At 61.2% G+C, this 17,217-nt stretch carries 16 protein-coding genes; 12 read left to right on the forward strand and 4 right to left on the reverse strand.

Features of this window, described 5'->3' with window-relative positions; translation table 11 throughout:
• The first annotated feature begins 38 nt into the window (after positions 1–38).
• The 3 genes from P0O24_RS00175 to P0O24_RS00185 all read left to right on the forward strand — a co-directional run bounded on the left by P0O24_RS00175 (position 39) and on the right by P0O24_RS00185 (position 1,325).
• Complete coding sequence (locus P0O24_RS00175; protein ID WP_316967714.1) at positions 39–611, forward strand: thioredoxin domain-containing protein; 573 nt, start codon at positions 39–41, stop codon at positions 609–611.
• Between the two features lie 85 nt (positions 612–696).
• Positions 697–1,092 (forward strand): hypothetical protein, encoded by a 396-nt coding sequence (locus P0O24_RS00180; RefSeq protein ID WP_316967715.1) that lies wholly within the window; start codon positions 697–699, stop codon positions 1,090–1,092.
• 68 nt (positions 1,093–1,160) lie between these two features.
• Complete coding sequence (locus P0O24_RS00185) at positions 1,161–1,325, forward strand: hypothetical protein (RefSeq protein WP_316967716.1); 165 nt, start codon at positions 1,161–1,163, stop codon at positions 1,323–1,325.
• Positions 1,326–1,331: 6 nt separating this feature from the next.
• Here P0O24_RS00185 and P0O24_RS00190 read toward each other — a convergent pair whose 3' ends face one another.
• The 4 genes from P0O24_RS00190 to P0O24_RS00205 all read right to left on the reverse strand — a co-directional run bounded on the left by P0O24_RS00190 (position 1,332) and on the right by P0O24_RS00205 (position 4,373).
• Positions 1,332–1,907: an OapC/ArvC family zinc-ribbon domain-containing protein gene (locus P0O24_RS00190; RefSeq protein WP_316967717.1), complete on the reverse strand. Its 576-nt coding sequence runs from the start codon at positions 1,905–1,907 to the stop codon at positions 1,332–1,334.
• Between the two features lie 5 nt (positions 1,908–1,912).
• Complete coding sequence (locus P0O24_RS00195) at positions 1,913–2,275, reverse strand: DUF2073 domain-containing protein (protein ID WP_394356634.1); 363 nt, start codon at positions 2,273–2,275, stop codon at positions 1,913–1,915.
• A gap of 4 nt (positions 2,276–2,279) precedes the next feature.
• Positions 2,280–2,915 carry an Era-like GTP-binding protein gene (locus P0O24_RS00200; RefSeq protein WP_394356627.1) on the reverse strand — a complete coding sequence of 212 codons (636 nt, stop codon included), beginning with the start codon at positions 2,913–2,915 and terminating at the stop codon, positions 2,280–2,282.
• Between the two features lie 357 nt (positions 2,916–3,272).
• Positions 3,273–4,373, reverse strand: coding sequence for a radical SAM/SPASM domain-containing protein (locus P0O24_RS00205; RefSeq protein WP_316967720.1), 1,101 nt, complete (start codon positions 4,371–4,373; stop codon positions 3,273–3,275).
• Between the two features lie 96 nt (positions 4,374–4,469).
• Here P0O24_RS00205 and P0O24_RS00210 point away from each other — a divergent pair, with 96 nt between their 5' ends.
• The 9 genes from P0O24_RS00210 (at position 4,470) to P0O24_RS00250 (ending at position 17,165) form a co-directional block, all read left to right on the forward strand.
• Positions 4,470–5,642: an argininosuccinate synthase gene (locus P0O24_RS00210; RefSeq protein ID WP_316967721.1), complete on the forward strand. Its 1,173-nt coding sequence runs from the start codon at positions 4,470–4,472 to the stop codon at positions 5,640–5,642.
• A gap of 99 nt (positions 5,643–5,741) precedes the next feature.
• Entirely contained in the window at positions 5,742–6,122 is a 381-nt protein-coding gene (locus P0O24_RS00215) for a DUF2111 domain-containing protein (RefSeq protein ID WP_316967722.1), read from the forward strand.
• Positions 6,119–6,607, forward strand: coding sequence for a GNAT family N-acetyltransferase (locus P0O24_RS00220; protein WP_316967723.1), 489 nt, complete (start codon positions 6,119–6,121; stop codon positions 6,605–6,607). Before P0O24_RS00215 ends, P0O24_RS00220 begins: the two co-directional genes overlap by 4 nt.
• A gap of 1 nt (position 6,608) precedes the next feature.
• Positions 6,609–9,821, forward strand: coding sequence for a tetratricopeptide repeat protein (locus P0O24_RS00225; protein WP_316967724.1), 3,213 nt, complete (start codon positions 6,609–6,611; stop codon positions 9,819–9,821).
• A 112-nt stretch (positions 9,822–9,933) separates the two neighbouring features.
• Positions 9,934–11,799 (forward strand): tetratricopeptide repeat protein, encoded by a 1,866-nt coding sequence (locus P0O24_RS00230; RefSeq protein ID WP_316967725.1) that lies wholly within the window; start codon positions 9,934–9,936, stop codon positions 11,797–11,799.
• Positions 11,800–11,867: 68 nt separating this feature from the next.
• Positions 11,868–12,701: a zinc metalloprotease HtpX gene (gene htpX, locus P0O24_RS00235; protein ID WP_316967726.1), complete on the forward strand. Its 834-nt coding sequence runs from the start codon at positions 11,868–11,870 to the stop codon at positions 12,699–12,701.
• Positions 12,702–12,849: 148 nt separating this feature from the next.
• Positions 12,850–14,160: a hemolysin family protein gene (locus tag P0O24_RS00240; protein ID WP_316967727.1), complete on the forward strand. Its 1,311-nt coding sequence runs from the start codon at positions 12,850–12,852 to the stop codon at positions 14,158–14,160.
• A gap of 154 nt (positions 14,161–14,314) precedes the next feature.
• Complete coding sequence (locus P0O24_RS00245) at positions 14,315–14,980, forward strand: ArsR/SmtB family transcription factor (protein ID WP_316967728.1); 666 nt, start codon at positions 14,315–14,317, stop codon at positions 14,978–14,980.
• A 22-nt stretch (positions 14,981–15,002) separates the two neighbouring features.
• Positions 15,003–17,165: a CDC48 family AAA ATPase gene (locus P0O24_RS00250; RefSeq protein ID WP_394356635.1), complete on the forward strand. Its 2,163-nt coding sequence runs from the start codon at positions 15,003–15,005 to the stop codon at positions 17,163–17,165.
• Positions 17,166–17,217 lie beyond the last annotated feature (52 nt).

A 17,217-nucleotide genomic window follows, 5' to 3' on the forward strand; every position in this document is an offset into this window, starting at 1 on the left:
GCCATGAAGTCGGGAAGGCGGGAAAGAAGATAAATCTGATGATGGTGATGTATCCGGTGGGAGATGTTACAGCCTTGTCGCCGACAAAACCCGAGGATATGGCGGATCTGGGATTGTGGGCCTTCCTGGTCGCCTCGGTCCTGGTCTTCGCCGTCCCTGGAGCTGGGTCGGATGGTGGGGCGGGATGGGGCCCTGAAGGTTGGTGGATCGGTTATCCTGATCGACATCCTATTGCCGGATCTGCCGTCGAACACCCCTCCTGGGCCCTCGAACCCCTGAATGAGACGCCTGTGATCATACTCGTCCATCTGACCAACTGTCCCGCCTGCAAAAGACAGGAGGCCGATCTAAAAAAAGTCCTCGCGGATCTCGGCGATGAAGTGGCCTACGTGGATCTGCTGTACGAACGCGATCCAGAAAAGTCCTGGGCTGGACTTGCCTTATACGATCCTGCCGGAAGTCCCAGGACAGTCCCTCTGACGGTATTTCTGACCCGAGTCTTCGGGGTGGATGGCTCGGAGGTCGCATGGCAGAGCGCCATCGGATATCAGGGCGAGAGGTGGATCAGATCCCACCTGGTGGAGGCGATCCGCCTTTACGCCGGTAACTAAGCTTCTTCTGGAGCCTTTCATCAAAAGGAATAAATGGTAATAATTCAAAGACCCGGATCGTAGTAACAGGGAGGTTAGGTTATCCATGAAAATAATTCTGATGGCTATATTGGCCACCATGCTCCTGGTGGGCATGGTCTCAGCCGCTGGAACTCCGATCGATCTGAGCACTCTGGGCAAAAAGGCGGAGATTAAGTCCACCATGACCCCCGTGATCATAAAGTACACAAGGGAAGCTCCCAGGGCCACCACCGACGCCGTGGACGTGAGGACCCTGGGGAGGTCCTTCGGCACCTTCACCGGCGCCTCCGGGATGCAGCCCGTGGAGCTGGGTGCCTCCAGGCCCGTCACCGTCACCCCCAGCTTCTCGATCTCCGTCAGCAACAGGACCTCTTCTCAGGTCACCCGGTATACCATGCCCTTCGCCATAGGGCAGCCGGCGATATACACGCCGCAACAGATGATCTTCGGAGGAGCTTGAACCCCTCCTCTGAAGCGGTCGGAAGGGCGAGGGGTGGATATAATCGTCTTCTATGGGGGCGGTGAATCTTGAAGGTCACGCTGGTGGTGGACGGGAAGACGATACCCATGAACCACTTCACCCAGGAGGTGATGGAGAAGGTCGTCTCGGGGGTGGCCGGGTCCCTCCGGGGGGTGGACCCACAATGGAAGAAGATGGTCGTCGAGGTGGAGCGGGGCGACCCGGACGAGTGACCTGTTTCACTCCTTTTTGGACTTTTTAAAGGCTGAGGAGAGGTCTATCAGGTAAGTCCCCTCTTTTACGGCCATCACCAGCTCCTCCCTCTCGAAGAGGGATGGAAGATTGAGCTCGTAGCTGCCGGGCTCCGACATCCTGATGCTCTCCAGGGTCTTATCTTCATCGTGCCGGTCCTTATCAGATCTCCCGGCGGCGGTCTCAGATTGGTCCCTGCTGGTATCCAGGTCTACAAATCCGAGCTTGCCTTTGGCCCTCTGATCCTGCCCATCTCTCCGGACCGGTCTACTCTTCTTAGCCTTATGTATACCCTTGCCGTCCCTCCTCTCATCTTTGGGCCGATCCCCCTCCCGGTCTCGTCGGGGCCCAGCCTTCAGGATCTTTCGGAGCGAATCGTCCCCTTCAGGCCAGGGCTCGTAGGGTCCTCCGATCTCGGAAGCCTTCAGGGCACTCCTTACTTCTCTTATCTTATCTTTGGACTTCACGAAGAGGAACTTCTTCCAGCCGCAGACAGGGCAGCCCTCAAGGACGTCCATCCCGTCTTCAAAGACCCGTTTGCAACGGGTACACATGTGGGGCATGCTGATCAGTCACCGACCGAGACCTTGGTGCTGATCTGGTACTTGTCCTTCTCGATGGTCCGGAGCTGGTTTGCAGGTCCGATGACGGTCATCCTCGTCTTGACCCCGGACTTTCCCAGGATCTTGTTGAAAAAGTTCGACTCGTTCTTGACCGGGTAGCTCTCGATCTCTATCCCCGAGAACTCGTCGAGGCGTATCTCGGTCATCGTCATCTCGATGAGCTTGACCTCCTCCTCTGGGGTCAGGCCCAGCTCCAGCACCACGATGTTTCCTCTCTTGACCTTGCTCAATATGAGCCGGATCTTCTCCATGGAGGACATGGACTCAAGCCTCTCGGCAGAGATCAGATCCATCTGTACTTCCCTCATCATCTCACCCGAAGTGCCTCGCTATGGCCGTATACAGCTCATCTATATTCGAGCCTTCCAGGGCGGAGATGGTGACTAAGGGGTGTTGTGGGAAGGCCGACTTTATCCTGGAAGGAGAGGCTCTGGGCAGATCCATCTTGTTGGCCACGATCAGAAGGGGGAGCTTTCTAGCCTCCATGTTCCCCACCACCGTGACGTTGACCTGGGTGTAGGGGTCCTCTGTGGAGTCCATCACCAGAAGGACGCCGTCGAGGTCTTCGAGCCATTTTATCGCCTCGATGACCCCTTCCGTCGCCTCCTTCGCCCTCCTCTTCGCCTCCTCCTCCTCGAGACCGTAAGCCATGAACTCTCTGAAATCGATCTTGGTAGCCATCCCCGGCGTGTCGACTATGTCCAGCTCGACGCTGGATCCGTTGGTGTTTATCATGACGCCGTCCGTCCGCATAGCCCGTCTCGTCTCGTGGGGTATGTGAGATATGCCGCCGGTCTCGACCCCGCTCCAGTCCCTCACTATCCTGTTGGCGAGGGTGGTCTTTCCGGCGTTGGGAGGCCCATATATGCCTATTCTGGCCCTTTTTTTACCAAAGATCCATTTTATCCAAACGGCAAAGTTCATCTTTAGACTTCTGATGACTCTCATGCCCAATCCTCTCGGGAGAGATGATCATGTATGTACTAATAATTTTCCACCGCTTTTTTTATAGCCATCGATGGAAAGTAAATTTCTCCGATTTATCGGAATTTCGATGCCTTCCGATATTGGGGATGGCCCTTCTCAGCAGGAGAATAGGCTTAAAAGTCGATGGTCTGGACTTTTGATATGAGAGGATGCGATGGCAGTGATTCTCCATCTATCGGAAAGAAGCGGTCGAGTATGGCTCTGGAAGATCGGTGCCGTCAGATGAGATCCCGCCGAAAGAGAGGCGGCTGATCCTTCGGCGGGGAAGGCCCCACCGACGATCCGGTTCCCCCCTCCGCCGAACTCTATGCCTGCATCTCATGGGCCAAGGTGGAGACTCTGGGCAGGGCAGTCGGACCTAAAAGCGTCAAACTCCCCCGACCTTCGAATATCCTTCCATATATCTTTCAGGGGACGATCCCGGACGTTTCCCACGACTTCGCCGATGTAGGGACATGGCCTGACGCCGCCGTCGACACCGACGTGGATCCAGCGGCGTCCAGCCATGCACCCCAGCATCTCCCCCTCGAAGTAGGTGTTGGCAAAGACCCGGGGTCCGCCGGGGGTGGCGTTGACCTTCCTGTAGAACCGGAGGATCGACTCCCGCTCTATCTGGGTGAGCCCTTCGTCTGGAGATCTAGGCATCCCCTCCCATATCGAAAGCTCATGGACCCCCAGATCCGTTGCCAGGTCGTAGAGGTCGAAGATCCCTGAGACTCCGTCGCCCTTGACGTGGACTGAGATGGTGACCAGGAGTCCGGCGTCCAGAGCCATCTTTATCGCCTCTATCGCCTTCTCGTGAGCGCCGGGGACGCCCCTGATCCCGTCATGGACGGTGGGATCGGTGCTGTAGACCCCTATCAGCAGGTTGTAGAGCCCCGCCTCCTTCAGCCTCTTCGCCTTATCAGGGGTCATCTCGAGCCCCGGGGTGAAGAGGTTCACCACCGCCCTCTCCGGGTCGACGTAGCGGATCAGCTCGAAGATATCGTCCCGGAGGAGGGGGTCGCCCTCGGTGAAGGTGATGATGCTCGCCCCCAGGTCGAGGGCCTCGTCGACGACCTTCTGGATCTCCTCCGCCTCTAGCTCCCCCTCACCTTCTTTGATCAGGCAGTGATGGCAGCTGCAGCCGCACTCTCTCGTCACCTCGATGCTGACGGTCTGGGGAACGAACCTGCCGATGGCGATCTTCGCCTCGCTGAGGACGAGCCTCTTGAAGGGGCCGCTGGGTATGGGTGGAAGCCAGGTGGAAGCTACTATGTCTCCTTCCCTCACCAGGGCTGGCTTCTCCTCTGCCAGCCGCCGGTTTATCTTGTTGAGGGCTGGCTGGACCAGCATCGAGATAGCTCCTCGGGCCTGGAGGATCCTCTTATCCTGGTCGTATTCCACCGTCAGGGCGGTGGTCTTCAGTAGAGGGGTCATCGGGGGAAAATTCGATCGGAGAGTTATAGAGTTATCGATCGCAGAACGCAAGGGTTAAAATAACTGATCGCTGAGTAGGCCCCTGGTGATATTAGATTGTCTGAAGTTATAGTCCTCGCTTATTCTGGAGGCCTCGACACCTCCGTCTGCGTCCCTCTCCTCCGGGAGCGTTACGGCTTCGACGAGGTGATAACCGTCCTGACGGACGTCGGGCAGCCGAAGGAGGATATCGAGAGGGGAAATGAGAGGGCAGAAAAGCTGAGCGACGGCCATTACGTCATCGATGCTCGGGATGAGTTCGTGAGGGACTACATATTCCCCGCCATCAAGGCCAACGGCTCCTACGAGGGCTACGTCCTGGGCACCGCCATCGCAAGGCCTCTGATCGCGAGAAAGACGGTGGAGATCGCAGAAGAGCTGGGGGCGGACGCCCTGGGGCACGGCTGCACCGGCAGGGGCAACGACCAGCTGAGGTTTGAGGCGATCTTCAGGGCGACGGACCTGCGGGTGGTGGCGCCCATGCGCGAGCTGGACCTCAGCCGGGAGTGGGAGATCGATTATGCGAGAGATCACGGGATCGACGTCCCCGTAACCCGGGAGAAGCCCTGGTCGATAGACGAGAACCTCTGGTCCCGGTCCATCGAGGGAGGCCGTCTAGAGGACCCGTTCTTCGAGCCTCCCGAGGAGATCTATGCCTGGACCAAGTCCCCAGAGAGGGGAGTCCCCCCCGAGAAGGTGGAGATCGAGTTCTCGAAGGGCGTTCCCGTCGCCCTAGACGGTGAGAGGATCGGCGGCGTCGAGCTGATCGAGAGGCTCAACAGAATCGCTGGAGAGCACGGCGTCGGCAGGACCGACATGATCGAAGATAGGGTCCTGGGCCTGAAGGCGAGGGAGAACTACGAGCATCCGGCGGCGACGGTCCTCCTCAACGCCCACCGGGACCTGGAGCGGCTCGTCCTCTCTCGGGCTGAGCTGCGGTTCAAGGCCGCCGTCGACGAGGCCTGGTCGGAGCTGGCGTACATGGGGCTTGTGAACGACCCCCTCTACGCCGACCTCTCCGCCTTCGTCGACGAGAGCTCGAAGAGGGTAAACGGCGTCGTCAAGATGAAGCTATATTGCGGGAGGGCCTATCCCGTGGGCAGGAGGTCTCCGGACGCCATATACGACCAGGAGATGGTCTCCTTCGACAGCCAGACCCTGAGCCAGAGGGACTCGGAGGGATTTTCTAAGTACCATGGGTTCCAGGCGCGTTTCCTGGCGAAACGTTGATGGTCAGACTGAGGTTCAGACTGAGGTTCAGACTGAGGTTCAGACTGAGGTTCAGACTGAGGGCAGACTATATCAACAATTAGAGCCCGAGATCCTCCCATGGCAGATCTTATAATATCTGAGAAGTCGGGCCCCGCCGACCTCGCCCCCATTGCCCTGGCCGCAAACCAGATCCTGGGGCTTCCGGTGACTCTGAGGTCCCTCATGGTCCCTGGGGTGAGGGTGGAGGGGGGGGAGGTCCTCGACGACGGGTACTCGGGACCGGTCCTCGAAGAGGTGATGGCATCGGGAAAGGCGTTGAGGACCGTCCCCAAAAGCGGCGTCTATCAGGGCGTCCCCGTCTCCGTCGCCCCCATAAGGGATAAGGGGGGCGAGGTGATCGCGGCGATGGGGGTCGTAGACGTCGTCGGCACCATCGACATACCTTCCGTCTTCGGCGCCTACACCGAGGTCGTCAAAGAGGTTTCAGCGAAGAGATGAGGATCCAGAGGGGGTTGGCGGGGGATCTCCCCTCGATCCTCGCCGCAGAAAGGGCCTGCTTCTCAGAAGAAGCGGCCTTCTCGGCAGAGGTCCTCACCTTCTTCCTGGAGGAGGGATTAACCTTCGTCGCCGAGGACGGCGGACTCGCCGGCTTCGTCATGGGGTTTGCGGCTGGCGATCTTGGGAAGGTGGCAACCCTGGACGTCATCCCAGGACGGCGCGGTGAGGGGCTGGCCCAAAGTCTGATGGAGGTGCTGGAGGCGGAGCTGGCATCCCGGGGGGTCGAGGCCGTTACCCTGGAGGTGGCGGTGGATAACCGGGGGGCCATCGCCCTCTACGAGAAGCTCGGCTACCGGGAGGCTTCCCTCCTGGAGGGGTACTACGGGACCGGAAGTGACGCCATTCTCATGGCCAAGCTCCTGGAACAGGAAGGACGCCTCCTCCAAACCACAAAATATATCGATATCCAGAACGATTCACCTTGACATGAAGTCCTGGGCCCTCCCGATCCTCATCGTCTTCCTCGTCTTCTCTCCTCCTGTCGCCGGAGACGATGAGCCGGGGGGGTGGCTCGGCAAGGCGATAACCTTCTACTCCAGCGGTTCTTACGATCTCGCTCTCCTTTATGTCAACAAATCTCTGGACATCGATCCCGCCTATCCTGACGCCTGGAATCTGAAGGGGTACATCGAGAGCGACCTGGGAAGGTTTGACGCCGCCGCCGAATCTTTCAACAGATCTCTCTCCATCGAACCCTCAGACCCCCGGATCTGGTACGGCCGGGGGTTCGCCCTCCACAGCCTCGGGAGGTATGAGGAGGCTGTAGGTTGCTACGATCGAGCCCTGGAGTTCAACTCATCCGGCCCCGACCTCTGGCGGGCGAGGGGTTTTGCTCTCTACAGCCTCGGGAGGTACGGGGAGGCGGTGGCATCTTACGATGAGGCTCTCGTCATCGACCCGGCCCAGACCGAAGTCTGGTACAGCAAAGGGCTCGCCCTCTCCGGCATGGGACGGTATGACCAGGCGATCGAATGTTACGAGTTAGCCATCAATATCGACGAATCGGACGTCGCCTCATGGCACGGCAAGGGCTTCGCCCTCTTCAGCCTAGGAAGGAGCGATGAGGCCCTCCAGTGTTACGATCGGGCGATAGAGATCGACCCCTCCCGCGCCGACATATGGTACAACAAGGGGATCGTCCTGGCGAGCCTGGGTGAGTACGACGAGGCGTTCAAAAGCTACGATTTCGCCTCGGATATCGATCCCCACCACCACGCCGCATGGTACAACAAGGGGCTCGTCCTCTACAGCCTGGGAAGGTTTGAGGAGGCGATGGCGTCTTACGACCGGGCACTAGAGATCGATCCATCCCTCGCGGCCGTCTGGAACAGCAAGGGCAACGCCCTCTTCAGCCTCGGCAGGTTGGATGAGGCGCTCAGCTGTTACTCCAGGGCCGTGACCATCGATCCAGGTTATCCGAACGGCTGGTATAACCAGGCCGTCGTCCTCCATCGGCTCGCCCGCCCGGATGAGGCGGTGGAGGCGTACGACCGGGTGATAGAGATCGATCCCGCCTATGATGGCGTCTGGTTCAATAAGGGTCTCGCCCTCTATGCCATGGCCAGGTTCCAGGATGCGATAGACTGTTTCGAGAGGGTTTTGGAGAGCGACCCGGCGAACGGTGACGCCTGGTACAACAAGGGGCTCGCCCTGGGACGGCTGGAGAGGTACCAGGAGGCTCTGGACTGTTATGACGAGGCCCTCTCGATCTATCCGGGACGGACGGACTTTTTGAACAACAGGTGCAGCACCCTCTACAGCCTCGAAAGGTACAACGATTCGGTCGGCTGTTACGACGAGCTGATAGGGGCAGACCCAGGCTACGAGAACGGCTGGTTCAACAAGGCGGTCGCCCTCACCAGGCTGGAACGGTACCGGGAGGCTGCGGACGCTTACAGTGAGGCGATCTCCATAAACGGCTCTCGGATCGACGCCTGGCGCGGGAGGGGCGACGCCTTCGCCAGCATCGGGGAATACGAGGAAGCCGTCAAATCTTACGACGGGGCGATCGCCGTCAACCCCGGCGATCCCGAAGTCTGGTACCAGAGGGGCTTTCTCCTCTACAACGCCAGCAGGCTGGAGGAGGCCGTCGATAGCTACGACCGGGCCCTGGAGATCGACCCCTCTTATGAGGGGGCGTGGGGGCCCCGGGGGCTCGCCCTCTACCAGCTGGGAAGGTTTGAAGAGTCGATGGATTCCTACGATGAAGCCCTGAAGACGAGACCGACGGACGTATCCCTCTGGTACAACAGGGGGGTCGTCCTCAGCAGCCTGGAGAGGTACGAGGAGGCGATAGATTCCTACGACCGGGTGATCGAGATCGATCGGTACGAGAAAGGAGACGCCCTCTACCAGCTGGGCAGGTTCGCGGAAGCGGCGGAATGTTACGATAAGGTTCTGGAGGTCAACCCCCTGGAGGCGAAGGCCTGGTACCAGAAGGGGTCGGCACTCCAGAGGCTCGGAGATTACGGGAGGGCTGCCGAGTGCTATGGCGTGGTCATCGAAATCGATCCCCATTACAGCGGGGTCTGGCGCGAGAGGGGCTCCGCCCTCATGGGCTTTGGGGGCTACGACGGCGCCGTCGCCTCCTTCGAGAGGGCCCTCCAGGAAGATCCTTCGGACCTCGTCGCCCTCCTGGGCAAGGGGTCCTCCCTTCACCGGCTCGGGCGATACGACGAAGCCCTCAATAGCTTCGAAGCGGTCCTGAGGGCCGATCCTCGAAATAAGGACGCTTGGCGGGGCAAGGGGCTCGCCCTCCAGGGGCTTGGAAGGGACCTGGAGGCGGTAGATAGCTACGACGAGGCGATCGCCGTCGACCCGTCGGATGAAGGGTCCTGGATCGGGAGGGGCTCGGCGCTCGCCGGGGTGGGGCGGCTGGAGGAGGCGGTCGGGTCTTACGACCGCGCCATCGCCCTCGATCCCCTGGATGCGGGAAGGTGGTCGGATAAGGGGCTTGCCCTCCAGAAGCTGGGGCGGCTTGAGGATGCCATCGCGTCTTACGATGAGGCGATCGACCTCGATCCGGCCAGCTCCGAGGCATGGCGGGGCAGGGGGGCCGCCCTGGAGGCGTTGGGGAGGCCCGAGGAGGCCATTCGATCTTACGACGGCGCCATCGAGGCCGACCCCCACGATGCTAGATCCTGGTTTGAGAAGGGGTCCCTCCTGGAGGAGATGGGCAGGAGGGAGGAGGCCCTCGATGCTTATGGGAGGGCGGTGGAGGTCGATGCGTCCTTCTTCGATCCCTGGAGGAGGAAGGGGCAGCTCCTCGGCGATATGAAGAGGTACGCCGAGGCGCTCGAGAGTTACGACCGGGCGTCGGAGATCGACCCTGCCGATGGTCCCGTCTGGTTTGAGAGGGGTCTTCTCCTCCAGAGCCTGGGGAGGCTGGAGGATGCTGTCGAGTCCTACGACCGGGCGTCGGAGATCGATCCCAACTCCGTCGATATCTGGTATTTCAGGGGGACTGCCCTCGACGGCCTCGGCCGTTACTCTGAGGCGGTGACGAGCTACGATCGGGCTATCGCCATCGATCCCAGGGACCTGAGGAGCTGGAACAGGAAGGGGGATACCTTCTACAAGCTGGGGCAGTACAGGAAGGCGGTCGAGTGCTACGACAAGTTCATAGAGCTCAGCTCGTAGCGGCCTCGAGGCCGTCGACGGTATCCGCCCCCATCCCCTCCGACGGACGGCGCCCCCTGAATGACGGACCCCACCGTAAGGTATATCGGAGGCGAGGAGGATCCCAACCCCCATGAGACGTGGGGGTCTTATTCTGCTGGCCCTGGTCCTCGCCCTCGCATCCCCTGCTGTGGGGGTGGGGGGGTCGGCGCTGGAGCTCTTTGAAGAGGCTGACCGGCATTATCGAGGTGGGGAGGTCGACCTCGCCCTCGATCATCTAAACCGATCCCTCGAGGCCGATCCAAACCTCTCTTGCGCCTGGGCCCTGCGGGGCGAGATCGCCCTCTACAACCTGACCGATCGGAAGCTTGCCGCCGAGTCCTTCGAAAGGGCCCTGGATATCGACCCCGGTGATGCCAGGGTCTGGTATCTTATGGGAAACTCCCTCGCCTTTCTCGGGAGGGCACAAGAGGCTCTGGAGGCCTACGAACGGTCCCTGGAGATCGACCCAGGAAGCGAGAAGGCCTGGAACAACCGGGGGCTGATCCTGGGGGCTCTGGGGAGGTATGAAGAGGCCGAAGCCTCTTTTGGCCGTGCCCTCGATATCAACCCCAACCTCGCCGAGGCGTGGCAGAACCGGGGGAACGCCCTCCGGGCCCTGGGGAGGGGCGAGGAGGCTCTTTCTTGCTACGATTCGGCCCTGGATATCGATCCGGACCTCGCGGGATCCTGGAAGGGGGCGTCGGAGATCCTCCGGACCCTGGGGAGGAACGAGGAGGCTCTGGAGCGGCTGGAGGGGGCTCTCCGGGCCGATCCCCATGATAAGGCCGGCTGGAACGAGAGGGGACTTCTCCTGGGGGTGATGGAAAGGTACGAGGAGGCGGCTGAGAGCTTCGACGCCGCCCTGGAGGTCGACCCCGGATACCTCCTCGCCTGGAACAACCGGGGGCTCGCCCTCTCCAACCTCGGCCGCCTCGAGGAGGCGGTGGCCTCCTACGACTCCGCCCTGGAGGTCGACCCGGCCTTCGCCCTCGCCTGGTACAATCGGGGGAGGGCTCTAGGGGAGATGGGGAGGGGCGAGGAGGCGGTGGAGTCCTACGACTCCGCCCTGGAGATCGAGCCGGCCTTCGCTCTCGCCTGGAACAACCGGGGAGCGGCCCTGGCAGACCTGGGGAGGAACGGGGAGGCTCTGGACTCCTACGACCGGGCGATATCCATCGACCCTTCTTATGGGATCGCCTGGTACAACCGGGGCTCAGTCCTGTACCTGGAAGGGCGGTACTTCGACGCCATGAAGGCCTTCGACGAGGTGATCAGGTTCGACCCCGACTCCGCCGACGCCTGGCACAGCAAGGGCCACGCCCTCTACCGGCTGAACCGGCCGAGCGAGGCGATATTCTGCTACGACAAGGCCCTGGATATCGACCCCGGAAGGGCCGAGGCCTGGCACCATCGGGGGGTCGCCCTCGTCGATATGAAGAGGGATAGGGAGGCGGCGGAGGCCTTCGACCGCGCCATAGATATCGACCCGGAGTACGAGCCGGCGGTCTACAGGAAGGGGGTCGTAGCCTACGGGACCGGCGAGATGGAGGAGGCGCTCCGGCTCTTCACCAGGGCCTCCGAGCTCGACCCCGATCACGCCGAGGCCTGGAACAACCGGGGGTGGGTCCTCTACACCCTGGGGAGGAGCGAGGAGGCGATGGAGGCGATCGACCGGGGGCTCGCGGCTAACCCCGAGCTCGTCAGCGGCTGGAACAACCGGGGGGTAGTCCTGACGGCCCTGGGCCGGAATGAGGAGGCTCTGGACTCTTTCAACAGAACCCTCGACCTCGACCCCGGCCACGCCGGAGGCTGGAACAACAAGGGGGCGGTCTTATACCATCTTGGCCGCTACCGGGAGGCCGCCGACTGCTACGAGAGGGCGCTAGCGATAAACCCGTCCTTAGCCGACGCGAGGGCGAACAGGGCGGCGGCGCTGCGGATGATGCAGGTGTCCTGAAGAGGAGGCTGCTCTGCCATCGATCGACGCAAAGTATATGGGGTATAAGCCTGTACTCTCCCGTTACTATGATGAACGGAATCAGGACTACCCTTCTATTGGCCAGCCTCACGGGGCTGATGCTTCTGATTGGGGGAGCCCTGGGTGGGAGGGGCGGCATGATGATAGCCCTCCTCTTCTCCCTGGTGATGAACATGGGGACGTACTGGTACAGCGACAAAATTGTATTGAAGATGTACAAGGCAAAAGAGGTGACAGCTGCCGAGGCGCCGGCCCTCTACGGGATCGTCCGGGGTCTCGTCGACCGGGCGAATATGCCGATGCCGAAGGTCTACATCGTCGATACCCCCATGCCCAACGCCTTTGCTACCGGAAGAGACCCGCAGCACGCCGCCGTGGCGGCGACCACCGGGATCATGAAGATCCTGGATAAAGACGAGCTGGAGGCGGTGATGGCCCACGAGCTCGCCCACGTAAAGAACCGGGACACCCTCATAAGCTCTGTAGCCGCCACCATCGCCGGGGTCATAACCTTCATGGCCAGCATGGCCCAGTGGTCCCTCATCTTCGGGGGCCGGGATGACGATGCGGGAAATATCGTCGGGGTCATCGCCATGGCGATCCTGGCGCCGATAGCTGCCATGATCATACAGATGGCGATATCGAGGAGCCGGGAGTTTGGGGCCGACGCCAGCGGGGCCCAGCTCTGCGGAAGGCCCATGGCCCTGGCGAGCGCCCTGGCAAAGCTCGAAGGGGGTGCCGCAAGAGCCCAGGCCGACGTCAACCCGTCGACGGCCCACATGTTCATCGTCAACCCCCTCAAGGGCAAGAAGCTCGCCTCCCTATTCTCGACCCATCCGGCGACCGAGGAGAGGATCGCGCGCCTCTCTGCGATGCGTTAGGCCCGGGGCCGAAATCTGCCGTCCTTGGCGATCCGGGCGGCAGAACTGTCTTCATTTTATTCGCTTTTTTTTATTTTCGTCTAATCTTCGCCAGAACGCAAGATATAAGGTGATGAACGGTTAAACTTCGGGCAAAGAGTGTCCTTCCATGAACTTTGAAATAGTTGTCATAATTCTGCTGATAATAATCAACGGCCTATTCGCCGGATCGGAGATCGCCGTCGTATCCTCCAGGAAGTCCCGGCTGCAGGAGCTGGCGGAGGGGGACCATTCCGGGGCGAAGCTCGCCCTCGACCTCGCCAACGAGCCGACCAACTTCCTCTCGACGATCCAGATCGGGATAACCCTCGTCGGGACCCTCGCTGGCGCCTTCGGCGGGGCGACGGTGGCAAGAGACCTGGCGGTCTGGCTGGAGGCGGTTCCAGCCCTTGCAGCTCACAGCGATTTCATAAGCATCGGCATCGTCGTCGTCTCCATAACGTACGCGATGCTCATCTTCGGGGAGCTGGTCCCGAAGAGGGTGGCGCTGAACGATCCTGAGCGGATCGCGTCCGTCGTCGCCTCGCCCCTCAGCCTCCTTTCACGAGTCGCAGGCCCCTTCGTCTTCATCCTCAGCGCCTCGACGGAGGTGGCCATCAGGGCCCTGGGGATAAAGCCCAACAACGGCCCCCCCGTCACGGAGGAGGAGATAAAGATCCTGATAGACCTCGGCGCCGGGGCAGGGGTCTTCGAGGAGGCGGAGAAGGAGATGGTCGACAGGGTATTTCGGCTGGGAGACCGGAAAGCTGCAACCCTCATGACCTCGAGGTCTGAGATCGTCTGGCTCGACGCCGGCGACACACCTGATATGATCAAGGAGAAGATATCCGGAAGGGCTTATACGTTATTTCCCGTCTGCAACGGCAACCTGGACAACGTCATGGGGGTCGTCCACGCCAAAGACCTCCTCTTCCGGACGGAAGGGGTCGATGGGGTCGAGTTCGAAGGGGTGCTCTTCCCAGCGCTCTTCGTCCCCGAGAGCATGAGGGGGCTGAAGGTCCTGGAGAGGTTCAAGGAGACCGGCATCCACCTCGCCATCGTCGTGGACGAGTACGGCAAGGTGGAGGGGGTCGTAACCCTCACAGACCTTCTGGAAGCGATAGTCGGGGATATCCCCAACATAGAAGAGCTGACCGAACCCCCAATAATTCTGAGGGAAGACGGCTCATGGCTCGTGGACGGGATGATCTCGATAGACGACTTCAAAGAGAACTTCGATATAGAGAAGATGCCCGATGAGGACGCGGGGGTCTACCAGACCCTCGGCGGCTTTGCCATGACGCAGTTTGAGAGGATACCCCATTCCGGCGACCACTTCGACTGGGGAAATCTCCGCTTTGAAGTGGTGGACATGGACTACAACCGCGTCGATAAGCTATTGATCACGCCCCTGAGGCCCGATGGAGAATATGGCCAATAGATCATGTTTCAGGTCCGGATCCCCAGAACAGGCCCCGATGCTGCCTCCAAACCCCGCCATCAGATCTGGGGGGCCAGAGGACCGTCGACCATCGACCATCGACGAAAGACTTATATTCACCAGAGGTTACTATCTCGTAATTACCTTTTGAGTGATGGTTTTGGATCCCGTAGAGATTCTGGACATACTGGGCAACGAGAACCGGAGGCGCATACTCCAGCTCCTTTCCTTTCGACCCTTCTACTTCAACGAGATGGCCAAGAGGCTGGACCTGGGGCCCAAGGCGGTTATAGACCACCTGGGGATGCTGGAGCGGGCGGGGCTCATCGAGTGTTACCGGGACGACCGCAGGCGGAAGTACTTCAGGATAGCCGAGAACGTCGTCCTGGAGGTCGCCTTCTCCCCCCACTCCTACGGCGTCAGGACCTACCGCCCTGAGACCTCTCAGAAGAGAGGCACCCTCCCTTCCCCTGAAGCTCCTCGAAGCTCGTCGGCCGGGGTGGGGGGCCCGTCCGGCGAGCTGGAGGCGATCTCCTCCCATCTGCGGGATCTGGAGGCGGAGCGGCTCCGGCTGAGGCGGCTCCTCGAAGAGATCGACTCCCAGGAGATGATGGCGAGGAGGCTCGCCACGGGGCTGATCGAGAGCTTTGCCTCCGACCAGCTGGAGGCGGAGATCCTCGCCGCCCTCATCTCCGGGGAGTCGGCGACGGACTCCCTGGCCCGAAGGCTGGGAATCCCCCCGGCGGTGGCGGAGGAGCGGCTCTTGCGGCTGGCTTGCGAGGGGAAGGTTCAAAAGAGGAACGGGACGTGGACGATATGAGGGGTCTGGGATCTCGATGAGCATGGAAAGGATCATCACTCTCAAGGTGGCCGAGGCCTACCACAGGGACGTCGGCCGGGGGATCGCGAGGCTCAGCCAGGACCATATCCTGCAGATGGGGGTCGAGGGAGGGGGGATCGTGGAGATCCAGGGCAAGAGGAACGTCTACGCCGTAGCATGGCAGGCTTCGCCCAAGGACCCTTCCGACCAGATCAGGATAGACGGAAACCTCAGGAGTAACCTCGGGGTCGGGGTAGACGAGAGGGTCTCCGTCAGGAAGAGCGAGGCGAGGCCTGCCAAAAGGGTCGTCGTCGCCCCCACCACCAGGACGAGGCTCGTAGGAGGTGCCCAGTATCTCCTCCGGATCCTCCTGGGAAGGCCCATAGTCAAAGGCGAGCAGTTGAAGGTGGAGATGATCTCTTCGTCCCTGGGATTTGTCGTGGTGAGCACCGCGCCGAAGGGGCCGGTCGTCGTCACCTCCGAGACGGATATCAAGATCTTGAAGGATACCCTGGAGGAGATGGCGGTGAGGGACGTCTCCTACGAAGATATCGGGGGGCTAGCCAAGGAGATCAGGATGGTGAGGGAGATGATCGAGCTGCCGCTGCGCCATCCCGAGATCTTCTCGAAGCTGGGGATCCAGCCGCCCCAGGGGCTCCTCCTTCACGGCCCGCCGGGTACGGGAAAGACCCTCATCGCCCGGGCGGTGGCGAGTGAGACGGAGGCGAACTTCGTCAGCCTCAGCGGCCCCGAGGTGACGTCGAAGTTTTACGGGGAGTCCGAGAAGAGGCTCCGGGAGATCTTCGATGAGGCGGAGACGAATGCCCCTTCCATCATATTCATCGACGAGATCGACTCGATAGCACCCAAGAGGGAGGAGGTGGCCGGGGACCTGGAGAGGCGGGTGGTGGCCCAGCTCCTCTCCCTCATGGACGGTCTCGCCGCCAGGCATGAGGTGATCGTCATCGCCGCCACCAACAGGCCCAACTCCCTGGACCCGGCGATCCGGAGGGGCGGCAGGTTCGATCGGGAGATCGAGATACGAATCCCGGATAAGAACGGGAGGCTCGAGATCCTCTACGTCCATACACGAGGGATGCCCCTAGCCGAGGACGTCGACCTGGAGGTGATCGCCGAGATGACCCACGGCTTTGTAGGGGCGGACCTGGCATCGCTGTGTAAGGAGGCGGCGATGCACACCTTGAAGAGGCTGATCCCAGACCTCGACATCGAAGAGGCGGTACCCGGCGGGGTCCTGGAAGGGCTTAAGGTGACGGGGGAGGACTTCAGGTCCGCCCTGAAGATGATCGAGCCCTCGGCCATGAGGGAGGTCTTCGTGGAGGTGGCAGAGGTCCACTGGGACGAGGTGGGGGGGCTTGAAGGGGCGAAGCAGGAGCTTGTGGAGGCGGTGGAGTGGCCCATCAGGTATCCGGAAGCCTTCAGCTCCATGGGGATCAGGCCTCCCCGGGGAGTCCTCCTCTTCGGCCCCCCGGGTACGGGAAAGACCCTCCTCGCCAAGGCGGTGGCCACCGAGAGCCGGGTGAACTTCATCTCGGTGAAGGGCCCCGAGCTCCTCTCCAAGTGGGTCGGCGAGTCGGAGCGGGCGGTCAGAGAGGTCTTCAGAAAGGCGAAACAGGCCGCCCCTTCCCTCATATTCTTCGACGAGGTCGACTCCATCGTCCCGGCCAGAGGCTCTGGCCTCGACTCTCACGCCACCGAGAGGGTGGTGAGCCAGTTTCTGACGGAGCTGGACGGGATCGTCACCCTGGAGGAGGTCGTCGTCCTTGCCGCCACCAACAGGCCGGACCTCTTGGACCCCTCCCTCCTCCGGCCGGGGAGGTTCGATAGGATGATAGGGATACCGATGCCCGACGATTCCGCCCGAGAGAGGATATTCAAGATACACCTCTCGGGGATGCCCCTTGCAGCAGATGTCTCCGTCTCCGACCTCTCGGGGATGACCGCGGGCTGGACCGGGGCGGATATCGAGACCCTCTGCCGGGAGGCGGGGATGATCGCCCTCCGGGAGAGGATATCTCCGGGGATGAAGAGGGAAGATCTGGTGCTGGAAGGGGTCCTGGTGGAAGGGCGCCACTTCCGGGAGGCTTTCGGGCGGGCAAAACCCCACCTAACCCCGGAGATGGTCGCCGATTACCAGAGGGTGATGAAGGAGTTTGAAGTGTGATGAAGGAATTTGAGGTGTGATGGGAAATTGGCCAAAGAAGACCAGTCATATC

The organism is Candidatus Methanocrinis alkalitolerans (assembly GCF_029167205.1).
Taxonomy (GTDB): domain Archaea; phylum Halobacteriota; class Methanosarcinia; order Methanotrichales; family Methanotrichaceae; genus Methanocrinis; species Methanocrinis alkalitolerans.